At 54.0% G+C, this 15,467-nt stretch carries 29 protein-coding genes; 1 reads left to right on the top strand and 28 read right to left on the bottom strand.

Going from position 1 to position 15,467, the window contains the following annotated elements; genetic code table 11:
• The first annotated feature begins 79 nt into the window (after nucleotides 1-79).
• Complete coding sequence (locus TLL_RS00560) at nucleotides 80-451, top strand: ferredoxin-thioredoxin reductase catalytic domain-containing protein (RefSeq protein ID WP_011055968.1); 372 nt, start codon at nucleotides 80-82, stop codon at nucleotides 449-451.
• 498 nt (nucleotides 452-949) lie between these two features.
• On the opposite strand, the gene aguB is transcribed toward TLL_RS00560, so the two are convergent.
• Genes aguB through rpsS form a run of 28 tightly spaced genes read right to left on the bottom strand, consistent with a single transcriptional unit; the run spans nucleotide 950 to nucleotide 15,465 of the window.
• On the bottom strand, nucleotides 950-1,807 hold the full coding sequence (gene aguB, locus TLL_RS00555) for an N-carbamoylputrescine amidase (RefSeq protein ID WP_011055967.1): 858 nt from the start codon (nucleotides 1,805-1,807) through the stop codon (nucleotides 950-952).
• Complete coding sequence (locus tag TLL_RS00550; protein ID WP_011055966.1) at nucleotides 1,804-2,829, bottom strand: agmatine deiminase family protein; 1,026 nt, start codon at nucleotides 2,827-2,829, stop codon at nucleotides 1,804-1,806. The genes aguB and TLL_RS00550 overlap by 4 nt, the downstream gene beginning before the upstream one ends.
• Before the next feature lie 9 nt (nucleotides 2,830-2,838).
• Entirely contained in the window at nucleotides 2,839-3,114 is a 276-nt protein-coding gene (gene rpmE, locus TLL_RS00545) for a 50S ribosomal protein L31 (RefSeq protein ID WP_011055965.1), read from the bottom strand.
• Nucleotides 3,115-3,152: 38 nt separating this feature from the next.
• Nucleotides 3,153-3,566: a 30S ribosomal protein S9 gene (gene rpsI, locus TLL_RS00540; RefSeq protein WP_011055964.1), complete on the bottom strand. Its 414-nt coding sequence runs from the start codon at nucleotides 3,564-3,566 to the stop codon at nucleotides 3,153-3,155.
• A 2-nt stretch (nucleotides 3,567-3,568) separates the two neighbouring features.
• Nucleotides 3,569-4,027, bottom strand: a complete 459-nt coding sequence (rplM, locus tag TLL_RS00535) for a 50S ribosomal protein L13 (protein ID WP_011055963.1) — start codon at nucleotides 4,025-4,027, stop codon at nucleotides 3,569-3,571.
• 16 nt (nucleotides 4,028-4,043) lie between these two features.
• Nucleotides 4,044-4,898, bottom strand: coding sequence for a tRNA pseudouridine(38-40) synthase TruA (gene truA / locus TLL_RS00530; protein WP_011055962.1), 855 nt, complete (start codon nucleotides 4,896-4,898; stop codon nucleotides 4,044-4,046).
• 6 nt (nucleotides 4,899-4,904) lie between these two features.
• A complete protein-coding gene (gene rplQ, locus TLL_RS00525) occupies nucleotides 4,905-5,255 on the bottom strand; it encodes a 50S ribosomal protein L17 (protein ID WP_011055961.1) in 351 nt (116 codons plus the stop codon).
• 22 nt (nucleotides 5,256-5,277) lie between these two features.
• Entirely contained in the window at nucleotides 5,278-6,243 is a 966-nt protein-coding gene (locus TLL_RS00520) for a DNA-directed RNA polymerase subunit alpha (protein ID WP_011055960.1), read from the bottom strand.
• 29 nt (nucleotides 6,244-6,272) lie between these two features.
• Complete coding sequence (gene rpsK, locus TLL_RS00515) at nucleotides 6,273-6,665, bottom strand: 30S ribosomal protein S11 (RefSeq protein WP_011055959.1); 393 nt, start codon at nucleotides 6,663-6,665, stop codon at nucleotides 6,273-6,275.
• 42 nt (nucleotides 6,666-6,707) lie between these two features.
• Nucleotides 6,708-7,088 carry a 30S ribosomal protein S13 gene (gene rpsM / locus TLL_RS00510; RefSeq protein WP_011055958.1) on the bottom strand — a complete coding sequence of 127 codons (381 nt, stop codon included), beginning with the start codon at nucleotides 7,086-7,088 and terminating at the stop codon, nucleotides 6,708-6,710.
• Between the two features lie 33 nt (nucleotides 7,089-7,121).
• Nucleotides 7,122-7,235: a 50S ribosomal protein L36 gene (gene rpmJ / locus TLL_RS00505; RefSeq protein WP_011055957.1), complete on the bottom strand. Its 114-nt coding sequence runs from the start codon at nucleotides 7,233-7,235 to the stop codon at nucleotides 7,122-7,124.
• Between the two features lie 60 nt (nucleotides 7,236-7,295).
• Nucleotides 7,296-7,520 (bottom strand): translation initiation factor IF-1, encoded by a 225-nt coding sequence (gene infA / locus TLL_RS00500; protein WP_011055956.1) that lies wholly within the window; start codon nucleotides 7,518-7,520, stop codon nucleotides 7,296-7,298.
• Nucleotides 7,513-8,100, bottom strand: coding sequence for an adenylate kinase (locus TLL_RS00495; protein WP_011055955.1), 588 nt, complete (start codon nucleotides 8,098-8,100; stop codon nucleotides 7,513-7,515). Before TLL_RS00495 ends, infA begins: the two co-directional genes overlap by 8 nt.
• A complete protein-coding gene (gene secY, locus TLL_RS00490; RefSeq protein WP_011055954.1) occupies nucleotides 8,100-9,410 on the bottom strand; it encodes a preprotein translocase subunit SecY in 1,311 nt (436 codons plus the stop codon). The genes TLL_RS00495 and secY overlap by 1 nt, the downstream gene beginning before the upstream one ends.
• A 12-nt stretch (nucleotides 9,411-9,422) precedes the next feature.
• A complete protein-coding gene (gene rplO, locus TLL_RS00485; protein ID WP_011055953.1) occupies nucleotides 9,423-9,887 on the bottom strand; it encodes a 50S ribosomal protein L15 in 465 nt (154 codons plus the stop codon).
• Between the two features lie 13 nt (nucleotides 9,888-9,900).
• Nucleotides 9,901-10,425: a 30S ribosomal protein S5 gene (gene rpsE / locus TLL_RS00480; RefSeq protein ID WP_011055952.1), complete on the bottom strand. Its 525-nt coding sequence runs from the start codon at nucleotides 10,423-10,425 to the stop codon at nucleotides 9,901-9,903.
• Nucleotides 10,426-10,436: 11 nt separating this feature from the next.
• Nucleotides 10,437-10,799: a 50S ribosomal protein L18 gene (rplR, locus tag TLL_RS00475; protein ID WP_011055951.1), complete on the bottom strand. Its 363-nt coding sequence runs from the start codon at nucleotides 10,797-10,799 to the stop codon at nucleotides 10,437-10,439.
• Nucleotides 10,800-11,363, bottom strand: a complete 564-nt coding sequence (gene rplF, locus TLL_RS00470; protein ID WP_011055950.1) for a 50S ribosomal protein L6 — start codon at nucleotides 11,361-11,363, stop codon at nucleotides 10,800-10,802.
• Nucleotides 11,364-11,381: 18 nt separating this feature from the next.
• Nucleotides 11,382-11,783: a 30S ribosomal protein S8 gene (gene rpsH / locus TLL_RS00465; protein ID WP_011055949.1), complete on the bottom strand. Its 402-nt coding sequence runs from the start codon at nucleotides 11,781-11,783 to the stop codon at nucleotides 11,382-11,384.
• A 29-nt stretch (nucleotides 11,784-11,812) separates the two neighbouring features.
• Complete coding sequence (rplE, locus tag TLL_RS00460; RefSeq protein ID WP_011055948.1) at nucleotides 11,813-12,358, bottom strand: 50S ribosomal protein L5; 546 nt, start codon at nucleotides 12,356-12,358, stop codon at nucleotides 11,813-11,815.
• 57 nt (nucleotides 12,359-12,415) lie between these two features.
• A complete protein-coding gene (gene rplX, locus TLL_RS00455) occupies nucleotides 12,416-12,769 on the bottom strand; it encodes a 50S ribosomal protein L24 (RefSeq protein WP_011055947.1) in 354 nt (117 codons plus the stop codon).
• Complete coding sequence (gene rplN, locus TLL_RS00450) at nucleotides 12,769-13,137, bottom strand: 50S ribosomal protein L14 (RefSeq protein ID WP_011055946.1); 369 nt, start codon at nucleotides 13,135-13,137, stop codon at nucleotides 12,769-12,771. Before rplN ends, rplX begins: the two co-directional genes overlap by 1 nt.
• 12 nt (nucleotides 13,138-13,149) lie before the next feature.
• Nucleotides 13,150-13,398 (bottom strand): 30S ribosomal protein S17, encoded by a 249-nt coding sequence (rpsQ, locus tag TLL_RS00445; RefSeq protein WP_011055945.1) that lies wholly within the window; start codon nucleotides 13,396-13,398, stop codon nucleotides 13,150-13,152.
• Nucleotides 13,398-13,610 carry a 50S ribosomal protein L29 gene (gene rpmC, locus TLL_RS00440; RefSeq protein WP_011055944.1) on the bottom strand — a complete coding sequence of 71 codons (213 nt, stop codon included), beginning with the start codon at nucleotides 13,608-13,610 and terminating at the stop codon, nucleotides 13,398-13,400. Before rpmC ends, rpsQ begins: the two co-directional genes overlap by 1 nt.
• A gap of 2 nt (nucleotides 13,611-13,612) precedes the next feature.
• A complete protein-coding gene (gene rplP / locus TLL_RS00435) occupies nucleotides 13,613-14,044 on the bottom strand; it encodes a 50S ribosomal protein L16 (RefSeq protein WP_011055943.1) in 432 nt (143 codons plus the stop codon).
• Nucleotides 14,045-14,058: 14 nt separating this feature from the next.
• Complete coding sequence (gene rpsC / locus TLL_RS00430; protein ID WP_011055942.1) at nucleotides 14,059-14,775, bottom strand: 30S ribosomal protein S3; 717 nt, start codon at nucleotides 14,773-14,775, stop codon at nucleotides 14,059-14,061.
• Between the two features lie 12 nt (nucleotides 14,776-14,787).
• Nucleotides 14,788-15,156 (bottom strand): 50S ribosomal protein L22, encoded by a 369-nt coding sequence (gene rplV / locus TLL_RS00425; protein WP_011055941.1) that lies wholly within the window; start codon nucleotides 15,154-15,156, stop codon nucleotides 14,788-14,790.
• A gap of 30 nt (nucleotides 15,157-15,186) precedes the next feature.
• A complete protein-coding gene (gene rpsS, locus TLL_RS00420; RefSeq protein ID WP_011055940.1) occupies nucleotides 15,187-15,465 on the bottom strand; it encodes a 30S ribosomal protein S19 in 279 nt (92 codons plus the stop codon).
• Nucleotides 15,466-15,467 lie beyond the last annotated feature (2 nt).

Raw genomic sequence — 15,467 nt, 5'->3', positions numbered from 1 at the left:
GATCTTTTAAGCCACGGGAGGCCAATTGAGCGATCGCCTTCCGCTACACTGAAAGAAGTTTCGTGTCGCAAATTTTGCCATGAGTAGCAGCTACAAACCCCAACAGGCCTCCGACAAAAACCTTGAAGCCATGCGCAAGTTTGCGGAAACCTATGCCAAGCGCACAGGAACCTACTTTTGCTCAGATTTAGGGACAACGGCAGTTGTTCTTGAAGGATTAGCCAAACATAAGGACGACTACGGCTCCCCATTGTGTCCCTGCCGCCATTATGAGGACAAAGAAGCAGAGGTGGCAGCCGCCTACTGGAACTGCCCCTGTGTACCCATGCGCGAACGGCGGGAGTGTCACTGTCTTCTGTTTCTAACCCCGGATCATCCCTTTGCGGGTACGGCTCAAGAGATTACCTTCGAGCAAATTCGCGAGGAAACCAATCGCTTTGCGGCTTCTTAGCGTGCATCCTATCGCTGTAGATGCCTGCAGGCACGAACTGACGGGTGGGAATGTGGCCAAAAATTTCAAGGGTTCTAGGGGTATTATCCACAGGCACGAGGGTAGGCCAACTGCTCTGCTGATTTCCTCTCCCCAGATGTGGCTGTAAGCGGTATCAATGTAGAGATTGTAAAGATTGTAGTCAAGGGGCCCCTTGCCGAAGGTGATTGATCAATCGAGGGATAAAACACCGGCATTGCCAGTGCGGAGGCAAACCGTAATGGCATCTCGGACATGCCTACAGAGGAAGATAATCTGATCTGTGGCATCGCGAGCAGAGGAACTCGAAGTCCTGTAGTCAGCAACGTTTAGACCTGTCACGCTGATAATTGTGCAGGTTGCAAAAGCAACGGTCGGTGGAGCTAGGCCGCTGGCGATCCCGACCAGGGCCCTAACATGTCGCTGCACCCTTCACAAGTCTTTAAGAACAACCCAGGCCGATGATCATCGCACCATAGGTTAAATAACGCCATCGGCAGTCAACAAGGCTTTGTAGAGTCCGGGTCGGCGATCGCGAAAGAAGCCATAGGCCGCCCGTAGGCGCTCAATTTCACCTAAATCAAATTTATGAACAAGCACAGCTTCCTGGGAGCGATCGGCTTCGGCCACCAGATCTCCCCTTGGATTGGCAATAAAGGAACTGCCATAAAATACTTGGCCCCCCTCGTTACCAACACGGTTCGCTGCCACCACTGGAATCACGTTGGCCACTGCATGGCCAACCATCACCCGTTGCCAAGGGTCTTTAGTGTCCAGGGTGGGATCATGGGGTTCACTGCCAATGGCGGTGGGATACACTAGCACCTCTGCCCCCATGAGGGTCATTACCCGTGCTGCCTCAGGAAACCACTGATCCCAGCAGATACCGACACCGATTCTGCCGTAGCGGGTGCGCCAGACCCGAAAGCCTGTATTTCCCGGTCGAAAGTAAAACTTTTCCTCATAGCCGGGGCCATCGGGAATATGACTTTTGCGATAGACACCGAGATTAACGCCCCCCGCATCAATCATGGCCACACTGTTGTAATAGACGGTACCCGCCTTTTCAAAAAACGAGACTGGAATCACCACCTCCAGTTCCCGCGCCAAGGCCTCAAAGTGGGCGATCGTTGGGTGTTTTTTTACAGGGTGTGCCCGCTGAAAGTGAATCTCCCGCTCTTCCTTACAAAAATAGTGCCCCTCAAATAGCTCTGGCAGGACAATGAGCTGGGCTCCCCGTTGATGCGCCTGCCGCACCAAGTCACTGAGATGCAGGATATTGGTTTCAACGTCATCGGTCAGTTGAGCTTGAATGGCAGCAACGGTCAGTGTTCTCATAATTCCTGCTGAGTAATGCAATGGAAAGCGCCTCCCCCTTCTAAAATGGTCCGTGCGGGCAGGCCAATGGTTCTGCGACTGGGAAAGAGCTTGGCGATCGCCTCAACTGCTTTGGCATCCGCCTCCACACCGTAGGTGGGAACAACAACAGTAGTATTGGCAATATAAAAATTCACATAACTGGCAGGCAAAATCTCTCCCTTTTGACTGGTTACCCGCCCCGGTGAGGGCACTGGGATCACCTCTAGGGAGCGCCCCTTGGCATCCGTCAGGGTTTGCAACTGCTCATAAATCGTCCGCAGGACATCGCAGTTCGGATCCTCAGGGCTTTCAGCCAACATACAGACCACGGTTGCGGGAGCCACAAAACGCACCAGGGTATCAATATGACCATCAGTGTGATCATTGACCAGTCCCGATTCAATCCAGAGGATTTTGCTCACGCCAAGGGCAGGCTTGAGGCGGGCTTCCACTTCTGCACTGCTTAAATAGGGATTGCGGTTGGGATTGAGGAGGCACTGGCGAGTGGTGAGGCAGGTTCCTTCGCCATCTACTTCGATCGCTCCCCCCTCAAGAAATAGGGGCACGCTACCATAGGGTATCCCCATCAGGAGGGCTAGGCGGATGGCCAAGTCACTATCGCCAGCCAGTTGATACTTTTTGCCCCAACCATTAAAGGGCAAACAGAGGAGCCGTCGCTCCCCCGCCTCATTGATGAGGCCCACAGGAGCCGTGTCCCGCAGCCAAATGTCACCAAAGGTCAGTTGATAAAATTGCGGGTTAAGATCGCTGAGGTAGGAATGGGCAGTGGCTTTTCCTGTCTCATCCAGCACTAGAATTTTCAGTTGCTCGCCCCGACATTGACCCGTGACCGGATCAGGGTCAGCGATCGCCCGACACAGGGCAGCAAACTCGAAGCGCACCTGCGGTAATAACTCCCCCCACAGATCTTCGTGACTGGGGAAAGCTAACCAACAGGCGCGATGGGGCAGCCACTCAGCGGGCCGAAAAAAGAGGGACATGAAGAGCGGTTAGCCCTTTTTGTTCGTCTTAGGCGTAGATTTAGGGGCGGCTTTTTTCCCTTTAGCGGTTTGCTGAGGTTTAGTACCGCTGTATTTACGGCGGAAGCGTTCCACCCGCCCTTCGGCGTCAACAATTTTCTGAGTACCGGTGAAGAAGGGGTGGTTGCCTGACCAGATGTCTACGTGCAGTTCTGGTTTCGTGGAACCAACCGTCATAATCACTTCACCATCGCAATAGACTTTGGCTTCGGGATACCACTGGGGATGAATGTTTGGTTTTGGCATAGGTGTCTCACCACAAACGAGAAGTCAAAAACAAAATTTTAGCGTTTTGAGTATTGGGGGGCTTTGCGGGCTTTGCGCAGACCGTATTTACGCCGCTCCTTAGCACGGGGATCGCGGGTGAGATAGCCTTCCGTTTTCAAGGGCTTGCGATTTTCGATGTCCAGTTGGCAGAGGGCACGGGCAATCCCTAGACGAATGGCGTCTGCTTGCCCTGTCAGACCACCCCCCGTGGCATTGACATAGATATCGTAGCTATTTTCAAGTCCAAGGGTTTCAAGGGGGGCTTTCACCAAGTTGAGATAGATAGGGTTATTTTGCAGGTAGTCAGCCCCATTGCGGCCATTAATCCACAGTTGACCGCTACCGGGAATCAATCGCACCCGCGCTACCGCCGACTTACGGCGACCGGTTCCCAAGTAAACCACCCGCTTAGACTGATCAGCAATCTGCATTGTTAGGCTCCCGGAATTGTGTTAATGGTCAAAGGCTGGGGTTTTTGCGCTTGGTGAGGATGCTCTGGGCCAGCATAAACTTTCAGCTTGGTAAAGAGTTTGCGGCCCAGGGAATTTTTTGGCAGCATCCCCTTAACAGCGTGCTCAATAATCCGCTCCGGAATACGGGCTTGGAGTTGATCAAAGGTTTCAATTTTCATGCCGCCGGGACGGCCGGAGTGACGACGGTAGAGTTTTTGGGAGCGTTTTTTGCCGGTGACGGTGACTTTTTCGGCATTGATGACAATCACAAAGTCACCCGTATCCATGTGGGGGGTGTAAATGGCTTTGTTTTTGCCCCTGAGAATGCGGGCAATTTCTGCGGCTAGCCGACCCAACCGTTGATCAGCGGCATCAATGACATACCACTGGGGAGCAAGGTCATCCACAGCGGGCAGTGGTGTCTTTACGGTACTGGTCATCACAAACTCCATAGTTCTATGCAATGGACAATTCAGGGCAAACAGAGGCTAACTGGAACTGGGGCATCGCTTCGGTGCACAGGGCCAGAGGGAAAGGTGATTCAGGATAGCCCACCCCCAATAGACAAAGACCGCTGGGGGGTGCAGCATACTTGACAAGGTGGCGTTGCTCCTGTTGCCAAATTTCCGTAAAACTGGCGGGCGATCGCTGGCCTTGTCCCACCTGTACCAAGAGACCCACCAACAGGCGCATCATGCCGTAGAGAAACCCTGAAGCTTGTACCTCAATTTCCACAAGGGCACCGCGCCGCTGGCAACTCACCGCCTGCACCTCCACCCAAGAATGGGCACGATTGGAGCCAGAACGGTGAAATGCGCTGAGGTGATGCCGCCCCACCAATGGCTGAAGCACTGCTGCCATTTTTGCCACATCCAAGGGGGCATAGTAGTAGTGCCATGTCCAAGGCCGCAGAAAGATATTGGGGCAGGGATCGGTATAGAGGGTATAACGATAGCGACGCCACAGCGCTGAGAAACGGGCATGCCAGTCAGGCGGCACCGCCGCCGCAGCACGAATCACCACATCAGCAGGCAAGCGAGCATTGAGAATCCCTGGCCAACGATGAACGGGAATAGGCGAGTTGACCGTGACATGGGCCACTTGACCGGCAGCATGAACCCCTGTGTCCGTGCGCCCTGCTGCAACAACAGAGACGGGATGATTGACAACACTGGCGATCGCCTGCTCAATCACCTCCTGTACCGTGCGCTGTCCCACTTGCCGTTGCCAGCCGTGGAAGTGGGTGCCCTGGTACTGAATGAGCAGTGCCAAGCGTTGGCCGCTCTGGGAAGGTGCGATCGCCGTCATCATTGCCTGCTACACCAGCTCAATGACCGCCAATTCGGCATTATCACCCCGTCGCCGCACACTGCGGATAATACGGGTGTAGCCACCCTGGCGATCGCCATAGCGCTCTGGGGCTTGGGCAAAGAGAGAATGCACCAGTTGCTTATCGTAGAGATAGCCCAGGGCACGCCGGCGGGCCGCCAAGGAGCCATCCTTAGCCAAGGTGATCATCCGCTCTGCCTCTGCGCGGACAGCCTTTGCCCGCGCTTTGGTGGTGGTAATGCGGCCATGGCGAATCAGCTCAGTGGTTAATGCCCGCAGCAGCGCTTTTCGTTGATCCGCTGGTCGTCCTAGTTGGGGAACCCGACGTTGGTGACGCATAGGTAAACCTCATTCAATCTCTCTAGTTACGGGCAGCTTTTTGGGGCGGTAGCGTAATTCCCAAGTGTTTTTGCAGTGCTTCGATCACTTCCTCAGCCGACTTTTGACCGAAGTTTTTGATCTCCAGTAGCTCTTCTTGGGAGTACTCAAGAAGATCGGCCACCGTATTCACTTGGGCACGCTTGAGGCAGTTGTAGGCACGCACTGACAAATTCAGTTGCTCAATGGGAATCTGCCCCGTTTCGTCATGGTCGTCGGTGGCGGTGGCCTCAGAGGTGTGTAGGGGCACTTCCTTCAGGGGGCTAAAGAGATCGACAAGGATGGTTGCCGCCTGATTGAGGGCATCTTGAGGGGTCAAGCTGCCATTTGTCCAGATTTCCAGCTTCAGGTAGTCTTGGAGCTGGCGATCGCCCTCAGCACCGGCACTGCGCACAGAATCAACGGTGTAGTTCACCCGCCGCACAGGCATAAAGACAGCATCCAATTGGAGATAGTCCAAAGCAAGGCGATCGTCGCGCACCCGCTCCACCGAGCGATAGCCACGATCCTTTTCAATCTTAAATTCCATCTCCAAGGTTGCCCCTGGCATCAGCGTGGCAATATAGTGGTTGGGGTTGACCACCTCCACTTCAGAGCCAAGTTGCACCATACCCGCGGTAACCGTCAATGGCTCATTCTCAGGGGCTTGAGCAAAAAGACGACCCATTTGGGGTTCTGAGGTGTGGCTGCGAATCACCAACTGCTTCATTTGCAGCAAAATGTCCATGACATCTTCGCGCACACCAGGAATCGTCGAAAACTCATGATTGACGCCCGCGATTCGCACCGCTGTCACAGCACTACCGGGCAAGTTGGAAAGGAGAACCCGCCGCAGGGCATTCCCCACCGTAATCCCTTGACCGGGAGCAAGGGGATGCAGGGCAAATTGGCCGTACTGCCCCTGATCCTCCTCAACCCGTGTTTCCAAGCATTCAATTTGATACGCCATAGCTGTTCTCCCAAGTGACCCACACCAACCTAAACCCGCCGCCGTTTGGGGGGACGGCAACCATTGTGGGGAATGGGGGTCACATCCCGAATGAGGGTAATTTCTAGGCCTGCGGCTTGCAACGCCCGAATGGCTGTTTCTCGACCGGAGCCGGGACCACTCACCATGACCTCAATTTGCCGCATCCCCTGATCAATGGCACGGCGAGCCGCATTATCAGCAGCAGTTTGGGCTGCAAAAGGTGTGCCTTTTTTGGCACCTTTGAAACCACTAGAGCCAGCAGAGGCCCAAGCAATCACCTCACCATTGGGGTCGGTAATTGAGACAATCGTGTTATTAAATGTGGACTGAATGTGGGCAACGCCACTGGGGACATTGCGCTTTTGCTTACGAGGGCCAGAGCGTTTTGCAGAGGGTGCCATAATCTATCCAAACCGTGAATCAGGTAGCAGGAGCGGAAAAACTTATTTCTTGGCGGCGGGTTTTTTCTTACCAGCCACAGTGCGGCGACTACCACGACGGGTGCGAGCATTGGTACGGGTGCGCTGACCACGAACCGGCAATCCAAGGCGATGCCGTCGCCCCCGATAGCAGCCAATATCCATGAGCCGCTTGATATTCATGGCCTCAAGGCGGCGCAGATCCCCCTCCACTTGGTACTCGTCAATGGCAGCCCGCAGTGCCGCAATGTCGGCATCCGTTAAATCACGGGTGCGTGTATCAGGGTTGACACCCGTTTTTGCCAAAATTTCCTTGGAGCGGGTTAAGCCAATGCCATAGATGTAGGTCAGGGCAATTTCAATGCGTTTGTCGCGGGGTAAATCAACACCAGCAATACGAGCCATGAATCTAGTTCCTATGTGTGCAACAACAGTGGGTTACCCTTGGCGCTGCTTGTGTTTCGGATTGGTGCAGATCACCATAACCCGGCCACGTCGCCGAATGACGCGGCATTTTTCACAAATACGCCGTACCGATGCTCTTACTTTCATATCAGTTGCTCATGTAATCGCAAATTTTATATCTTAGCAGAGTGGTCAGTAAAGATCAAACTACTTTTTGCGCAGGCGATAGGTAATCCGCCCCTTGGTCAAGTCATAGGGGGTCAATTCTACCTTGACGCGATCGCCCGGCAAAATCTTGATGTAGTTGCGGCGAATCTTACCAGAAATATGAGCAAGGACATTGAAGCCATTGTCCAGATCCACGCGAAACATGGCGTTGGGCAATGACTCGGTCACTGTCCCTTCAATTTCAATGGCATCCTGTTTAGACACGGTTCACCTCCCCAATACGTGCTTGAATGGCAGCAGTTACCTCTTCGATCGTACGCGTTCCATCAATGGGCACAAACTTGGGATGACTCATGTACTGTTGAATCATCGGTAGGGTTTCCCGCTCATAGACCTGTAGCCGCTTAAGGATAGTTTCCGGTGTATCATCGGAGCGCTGCTGACCGTTGACAGCTTGCTTGGCGCGATTTAGAGCGCGTTCTTGGAGAATCGCAGCGGGCACATCTAAAAAAAGCAAGTAATCATAGTCTTGGTGAATGCTTTTGAGCATCTCCTCAAAGACCGCTGCTTGTGCCCCATTGCGGGGAAACCCGTCCAAAAGCCAACCCGCAGCCGTATCTGGCTGTTGCAAGCGATTGGCCACCATATCCACAATCACCTGATCGGGTACCAGTTCACCGCGATCCATGTAGCTTTGAGCCTGTTGACCGAGGAGGGTGCCGGCAGCTCGCTCTGCTCGCAGAATATCCCCTGTAGAAATATGGGGAATGCCCAAGAGCGTGGTGAGAATTGCCGCCTGTGTCCCTTTGCCCGAACCGGGGCCACCAAACAAAATTAAGCGCATTACTGCTTCACCATCCCCTCATAACGTTGAGAAATCACATAGGTTTGAATTTGTTTTGAGGTGTCAATGGCCACCCCCACCAAGATCAACAGGGAGGTCGCCCCCAGGCCTTGGAATGTTGTCACTTTGGTTGCACTCTCGACTGCTGTGGGAATAATGGCCACCAGACCCAAAAAGATCGCCCCTAGGAATGTCAAGCGGTTGAGAACCCGTTCTAGGTAATCAGACGTGGCTTTCCCCGGTCGGATCCCCGGAATACTGGCGCCCATTTTTTTCAGGTTTTGGGACATATCCACGGGGTTGACCACCAAGGAGGAGTAAAAGTAGCTAAAGAAGAGAATCAACAGCAAATAAAAAATTACGTATAGCCAGGGTGTTGGCCCTGCCGGAGAAACATAACTTGCGAATCGAGCCACGAGTTCGCTACGGGTAAACTGGGCCAATGTGGAAGGCAGAATCAGGACCGCCGAGGCAAAAATAATCGGCATCACACCGCCTTGGTTTAAGCGCAGGGGCAGGTAACTGGTTTGCTCGCGGTAGAGCTTACGCCCCACTTGGCGACGTGCAGAAACAATAGGGATGCGGCGGGTCCCCTCTTGAACGAAGACAATGCCGACAATCATGGCTAAAAAGACAGCCACAAGGATAGCAATGCCGCCAATGTTGCCACCACTTTCTGCGAGGGCGATGGTTTGGCCCACCGAGGCAGGTAAGTAGGCAACAATGCTCAAAAAGATCAAGAGGGAGGCACCATTACCCACCCCTCGCTCAGTAATCAATTCCGAAATCCACATCACCACCATTGAGCCAGCGGTAAGGCCAAGGACAATCTCGGCTACAAACCATGGCCCCGGGTGTAAAGCGGCACCGGGAATTGAACTGACAAAAATGGCAATGCCAAAGCTTTGCAGAACTGCCCAGCCCACCGCAACGTAGCGGGTAATTTGGGAAATTTTGCGGCGGCCGGCTTCCCCTTCGTCCTTTTGGAGTCGCTCCAAGGAAGGGAGAGCAGCAGTCAGCAACTGCATGATGATGGAGGCGTTAATATAGGGCAGGATACCAAGGGCAAAAATGCCAAGGGCAGAGAGACCACCCCCTGCAAAGATGTCGAGGAAGCGAATCACGGCATTATCTTGGACGTTCTGGGCAAAAACAGCGCGATCGATTCCCGGAATGGGTAGATAGATACCAAGCCGCACCAGAATTAGTAACCCAATGGTGATCAAAAGCCGCCCCCGCAGACCGGCTGCTTGAGCCATCTGCATAAACGTTTCCTGGGCAGTGGGTGCCTTGCCGCGATTCACAATCATACTGGGGTTCCTCTATTCACTGTCGGCAGCAACGGAGGTCTCCACACACACCCCACCAGCGGCTTCAATTTTGCTGCGGGCACTGCCACTAAAGGCAGCAGCATGAACCTCCAACTTAACATTGAGCTCACCATCCCCCAACACCTTGAGGGGATACTTGGCAGTGGTGAGAATGCCAGCCTCAAGGAGGGATTGAACCGTCACTACACTATTGGCCGGTAGGGTATTGAGACGACCCACGTTGATCGTAGTGTAAACCTTCCGCTTGACGAGGGGAAAGTGCTTGAGTTTGGGGAGACGACGGTAAAGGGGGTTTTGACCGCCTTCAAAGCCAGGACGAGTGGGGCGACCGGAACGAGATTTTTGCCCCCGCATACCAAAGCCGCCGCTGGCCCCTTGACCTGCGGCAATACCCCGACCAATCCGCCGTTTGCGCCGTCGCGATCCCGCTTGGGGGTGCAGATCTTGAAACCGCATGGACAACTCCTAACTATTTGCTATAGAGGTTTTCAATGGGGATTTCCCGCTCTTCGGCAACTTCTTGGAAGGTGCGCAAGGCCGCAAGGGCTTCGAGGGCGGCACGGGCATTGTTGAGGGGGTTGCTGGATCCCAGTTGTTTGGCGAGTACGTTGCGTACCCCGGCTAGTTCGAGAACAGTGCGCACAGAGCCACCCGCAATTACGCCGGTTCCGGGTGCAGCGGGGCGAATCATGACACGGGCAGCGCCGCCTTCGCCAAAGGTGGGGTGGGGAATAGAGTTGGATTTAGTGATCGGAACATCAATCAGATGCTTTTTGCCATCAGCGACGCCTTTGCGCACTGCACCAATAACATCGGCGGCTTTACCGACACCCACACCCACTTGACCACGCTCGTTGCCAACGACAACAATGGCACGGAAGCTGAGCTTCTTACCACCTTTAACCACTTTGGAGACGCGGCGGATCTGAACTACTCGCTCTTGCCAGTCCGTTTCTTTTTCAACTTTGCGGGGGTTTTTACGACGATTTGCCATCGGGTCATCCTCTAAAAGTCTAATCCACCTTCACGGGCGGCATCCGCCAAGGCCTTGACACGCCCATGGTAAATATTGCCACCGCGATCAAAGACAACACGCTCAATGCCAGCGGCTTTGGCCCGCTCTGCAATCAGTCGCCCCACCGCAATGGAGGCGGCACAGGTGCTGCCCTTCCCTAGCTTTTGCCGCAGTTCTGGCTCAAGACTGGAAGCAGCGACAAGAGTATGATGCCGGGTGTCATCAATCACTTGGGCATAGATGTGTTGATGGGAGCGAAAGACAGCGAGTCGGGGGCGATCGCTGGTCCCTTTGACTTTGCGGCGAATGCGCTGGTGCCGACTTTGGCGAGCCGCAGTACGAGTTTGCTTCATCTATTTCTTCCCTGTCTTACCAACTTTACGACGCACAAATTCACCCATATAGCGAATGCCCTTGCCCTTGTAGGGCTCAGGGGGACGCACGGCGCGAATACGGGCAGAGGTGTTGCCGACCAGTTCTTTGTCAATGCCGCTAACGAGGACAATTGTCCCCTGCTGCACTTTTTTACCTTGGTTGTCTTCAATTTCTAGGGTAATGCCCTCAGGGGGCACGATCTCAACGGGGTGACTATAGCCCATACTGAGGACAAGGGTTTTACCTTGGAGCTGGGCACGGTAACCCACCCCTTGAATCTCGAGCTTTTTTGTAAATCCTTGGGAGACACCTTCTACCATGTTGGCCAGTAGCGTGCGGCAGAGGCCGTGGCGTTCTTTGGCAGGTCGAGAGTCATCGCGGCGTTTGACGACAATTGCTTCGCCCTCTTGGACAACATTCACTTCAGGGGGAAAAACGCGACTGAGTTGACCCTTAGGGCCCTTGACCGTGACCTGCTGCCCGTCTAGGGTGAGGGTGACATTCTTTGGCAGGGGGATGGGACGCTTGCCAATACGAGACATGTGGGACTTCCTCCGAGCTTACCAAACGTAACAGAGTACTTCGCCGCCAATGCCCTGCTTCCGTGCCTCGCGATCGGTCATGATGCCGTTAGAGGTGGAGATGATGGCAATGCCGATGCCACCGAGCACCCGGGGCAACTCACGGGAGTTGGCATAGACGCGCAGACCGGGCTTGCTTACCCGCTTGAGCGCAGTAATAATCGGCTGGCGCTGCTTGCCGCGATATTTTAGGGAAACCACAAGATGCCGTTTGACACCGTCCCCTTGCTCTTCAAAATCGCGAATAAACCCTTCCGCTTTCAGCACCTGCGCAATACTGCGGGTCATGCGCGTGGCCGGAATTGTCGTGGTTTGATGACGCGCAAGGTTTGCGTTGCGGATGCGAGTTAGCATATCGCCAATCGTGTCATTTACTGCCATAGTTGCTCCTTAAAAATCTGCCTCCGGCGTTAGTTCTCACGGAACGGCATGCCCATTGCTTTGAGCAGGGCACGTCCTTCTTCATCAGTATTGGCAGTGGTGATGATTGAGACATCCATGCCGCGAATTTGATCAATATCGTCGTAGTTGACTTCGGGGAAAATCAGTTGCTCACGCAAACCTAGGGTGTAGTTGCCCCGGCCATCAAAGCTTTTGGGGTTGACACCGCGAAAGTCACGAATACGTGGCAGTGCCAAGTTAATCAAGCGGTCCAAAAAGGCATACATGCGCTCGGAACGCAGGGTCACGGCAACCCCCACAGGCATACCTTTGCGAATTTTGAAGCCAGCGATCGCCTTCTTGGCACGGGTAACCACCGGCTTTTGGCCTGTAATTGTGGCAATTTCCGCCAGTGTGGCTTCAAGGGCTTTGGCATTTTGTGCCGCTTCACCCAGACCCCGGTTAACAGTCACTTTGACAATCTTTGGCACTTGGTGAATATTTTTGTACTGGAATTGCTGCATGAGCTGCGGCACAACGGTTTTGTTGTAGTGGTCTTTGAGGCGTTGGGACATGGGGCTTCTCCTAGGGGCGTTCTCTGGGCTGGGTCAGAGAGGGCAAACAAGTGAGACCTAATCAATGATTTCACCAGTTTTCTTAAGCATCCGTACCTTACGACCATCTTCGGTGTAGGTATAGCAGATGCGGCTGGCCACGTTTTGCTTGGTAGAGTAGAGCATCACCTTGCAACTGTGAATCGGGGCTTCTTTGGTGATAATTTGCCCTGATTCTCCCTCTTGGCGAGGCTTGAGGTGTTTCGTTTTCAGGTTGACCCCTTTAACAATCACCTGACTAGTTTTGGGGAAGACGGCGAGGACTTCACCCACTTTGGCTTTGTCACTGCCGGCGATGACTTGAACCGTATCCCCTTTTTTGACGTGCATACGATAGCGCACAGGCTTTTTGTTTGCTTTCTTGGCCGCCATTAGAGTACCTCCGGTGCCAATGAAACAATTTTTGTGAAGTTTTTATCCCGCAGTTCGCGAGCTACAGGGCCAAAGACACGGGTACCGCGAGGGTTGCCATCTTGGTTGATCAAGACAGCGGCGTTGTCATCAAAGCGGATGCTCATGCCACTTTCGCGGCGAATGCTTTTGCGGGTGCGCACAATGACAGCGCGAACTACATCGGATTTCTTCACTGCCATATTGGGGGTGGCATCTTTGACGGTGGCAATGATCACATCGCCCACACTACCGTAGCGACGGTTACTGCCCCCGAGCACACGAATGCAAAGGAGTTTTTTGGCGCCGCTATTATCAGCAACATTGAGATAGGTTTCCTGTTGAATCATGGCTGGTTCTCCTTAGGCAGTGCGAGGACTGAGAATCTCGGCAATGACCCAACGCTTGGTGCGACTGAGGGGGCGGGTTTCCCGAATACGCACGCGATCGCCCACTTTGGCTTCGTTGTTTTCATCGTGGGCTTTGTAGCGGCGGGTTTTGACGACAATTTTGCCGTATTTGGGATGGGGGGCGCGGTTTTCGACAGCAACGACAACGGTTTTTTGCATTTTGTCGCTGACAACAACGCCAACACGTTCTTTAACTGCCATTAGCCTTGGCCTCCACTGCGGCGACGTTCATTCTCAAGGGTTAAAAGCTGTGCCAACTCGTGGCGCAGATGTTTAAATTGATGGGGCTTGACCTCTTGACGGGTGGCTTTTTTGAAGCGCAGATCAAAGAGTTCTTTTTTAATAGCGGCAATGCGATCGCTCACCTCTTGATCACTTAGTTGGCGCAGGTCTTTCATTTTCGTCAGTGCCATTCTTAACCCTCCTGTTGTTGCTCTTCTTGATTGCGCACCAGAAAACGGGTCTTGATCGGCATTTTGTAGGCAGCAAGGCGCATGGCTTCGCGAGCAACCTCCTCTGTCACACCGGCAATTTCATACATAATGCGACCGGGTTTGACCACCGCCACCCAGTACTCCGGCGATCCTTTCCCTGACCCCATCCGTGTTTCTGCAGGCCGCATCGTCACGGGCTTGTCGGGGAAAATGCGAATCCAGATTTTGCCACCGCGGCGGATATAGCGGGTCATGGCGCGGCGGCCGGCCTCAATTTGCCGTGCAGTGATCCAAGCAGGTTCAAGGGCCTGAAGGGCATAGTCGCCAAAGTGGATGGAGTTACCGCGACTGGCAACCCCCGTCATGCGACCCCGCTGCTGTTTGCGAAATTTTGTACGCTTTGGACTGAGCATCGCTAGCTTCCCTGTTAGTTAGAGCGATTTTCAAATTGGGGTAGACGGCGCTGCGGACTACGGCGAGTGGCTTCCCGTGGAACTGCTTCCGTTTGTCCCGGCAGAACTTCACCCTTAAAGATCCACACTTTCACGCCCAAAATGCCGTAGATCGTGCGGGCTGTGCGGTAGGCATAGTCAATGTCTGCCCTGAGGGTATGCAGCGGAACTCGCCCTTCCCGTGTCCACTCGGTGCGGGCAATTTCTGCCCCATTCAGGCGACCCGCCACTTGGACTTTGATCCCCTCAATACCTGCTCGCTGCGCCCGCTGAATAGCTTGGCGCACAGCCCTTCGAAAGGCTACCCGTCGCTCCAGTTGCTGGGTGATGTATTCCGCCAAGAGGCTGGCCTCAGCATCCACTCGGTTGACTTCCACCACGTTCACCTTGATCGTGCGGTTAGCAGGAAGCATCTGCCGCAGTTGCTTGCGCAGTTCCTCAATCCCTTGGCCGCCTTTGCCAACGACGACACCAGGACGGGCAGTGCGAATTTGCAACTCCACTTGATCGGCTTTGCGCTCAATGCGCACCTCAGCAATGCCAGCATTGGCCAATTGCTGATTAATAAACGTGCGGATGCGGTGATCCTCCTGCAAGAGCTCAGGATAGCGATCGCTATCGGCGTACCAGCGGGAGCGATGGTCTTGTGTAATGCCGAGGCGAAAGCCAATTGGGTGAATCTTCTGTCCCACGGTGGTATCCTTTTACGATTCGTCAGCAGTGTTTTGGGGGGCCACAGCAATCGTGATGTGGCAGGTGGGTTTGCGAATTTGGTAAGCGCGGCCTTGGGCACGGGGACGGAACCGCTTCAGGCAAGGCCCTTGATCAGCATAGGCCTGGCTAATCACTAAGGTAGCGGGATCCAAGCCCAAGTTATGGGTAGCATTGGCTGCCGCCGATCGCAGAACCTTGGTAATCGGCTCACAGGCACGATAGGGCATAAAGCGCAGCATAATGAGGGCATCGCGGTAGGTGCGACCCCGCAGTTGATCTAATACCCGCCGCACCTTGTGGGGTGACATGCGGACATACTTGGCGCAGGCACGGGCAGTAGGAGAAGAGGTAGAAACCATAGACGGTTATCCCAGACGCGAACAGGAGAATCAATGGCGGGCTTTTTTGTCGCCCTTAACATGACTGCGGAAGTTGCGGGTGGGGGCAAATTCCCCCAGTTTGTGACCCACCATTTGCTCAGTAATGTACACGGGCACGTGCTGTTTGCCATTGTGAACAGCGATCGTGTGGCCAATCATTTCTGGCACAATTGTTGAGGCACGCGACCACGTTTTGATCACTTCCTTGGCATTGCGCTCATTGAGGGCTTCAATCTTACGTAAGAGATGATCCGCCACAAAGGGGCCTTTTTTTAATGAACGTCCCATAA

It is taken from the genome of Thermosynechococcus vestitus BP-1 (genome assembly GCF_000011345.1).
GTDB classification, from domain to species: Bacteria; Cyanobacteriota; Cyanobacteriia; order Thermosynechococcales; family Thermosynechococcaceae; genus Thermosynechococcus; species Thermosynechococcus vestitus.
The sequence above is the reverse complement of the archived record's forward strand: the minus strand, read 5'-3'. Positions and strand labels throughout refer to the sequence as shown.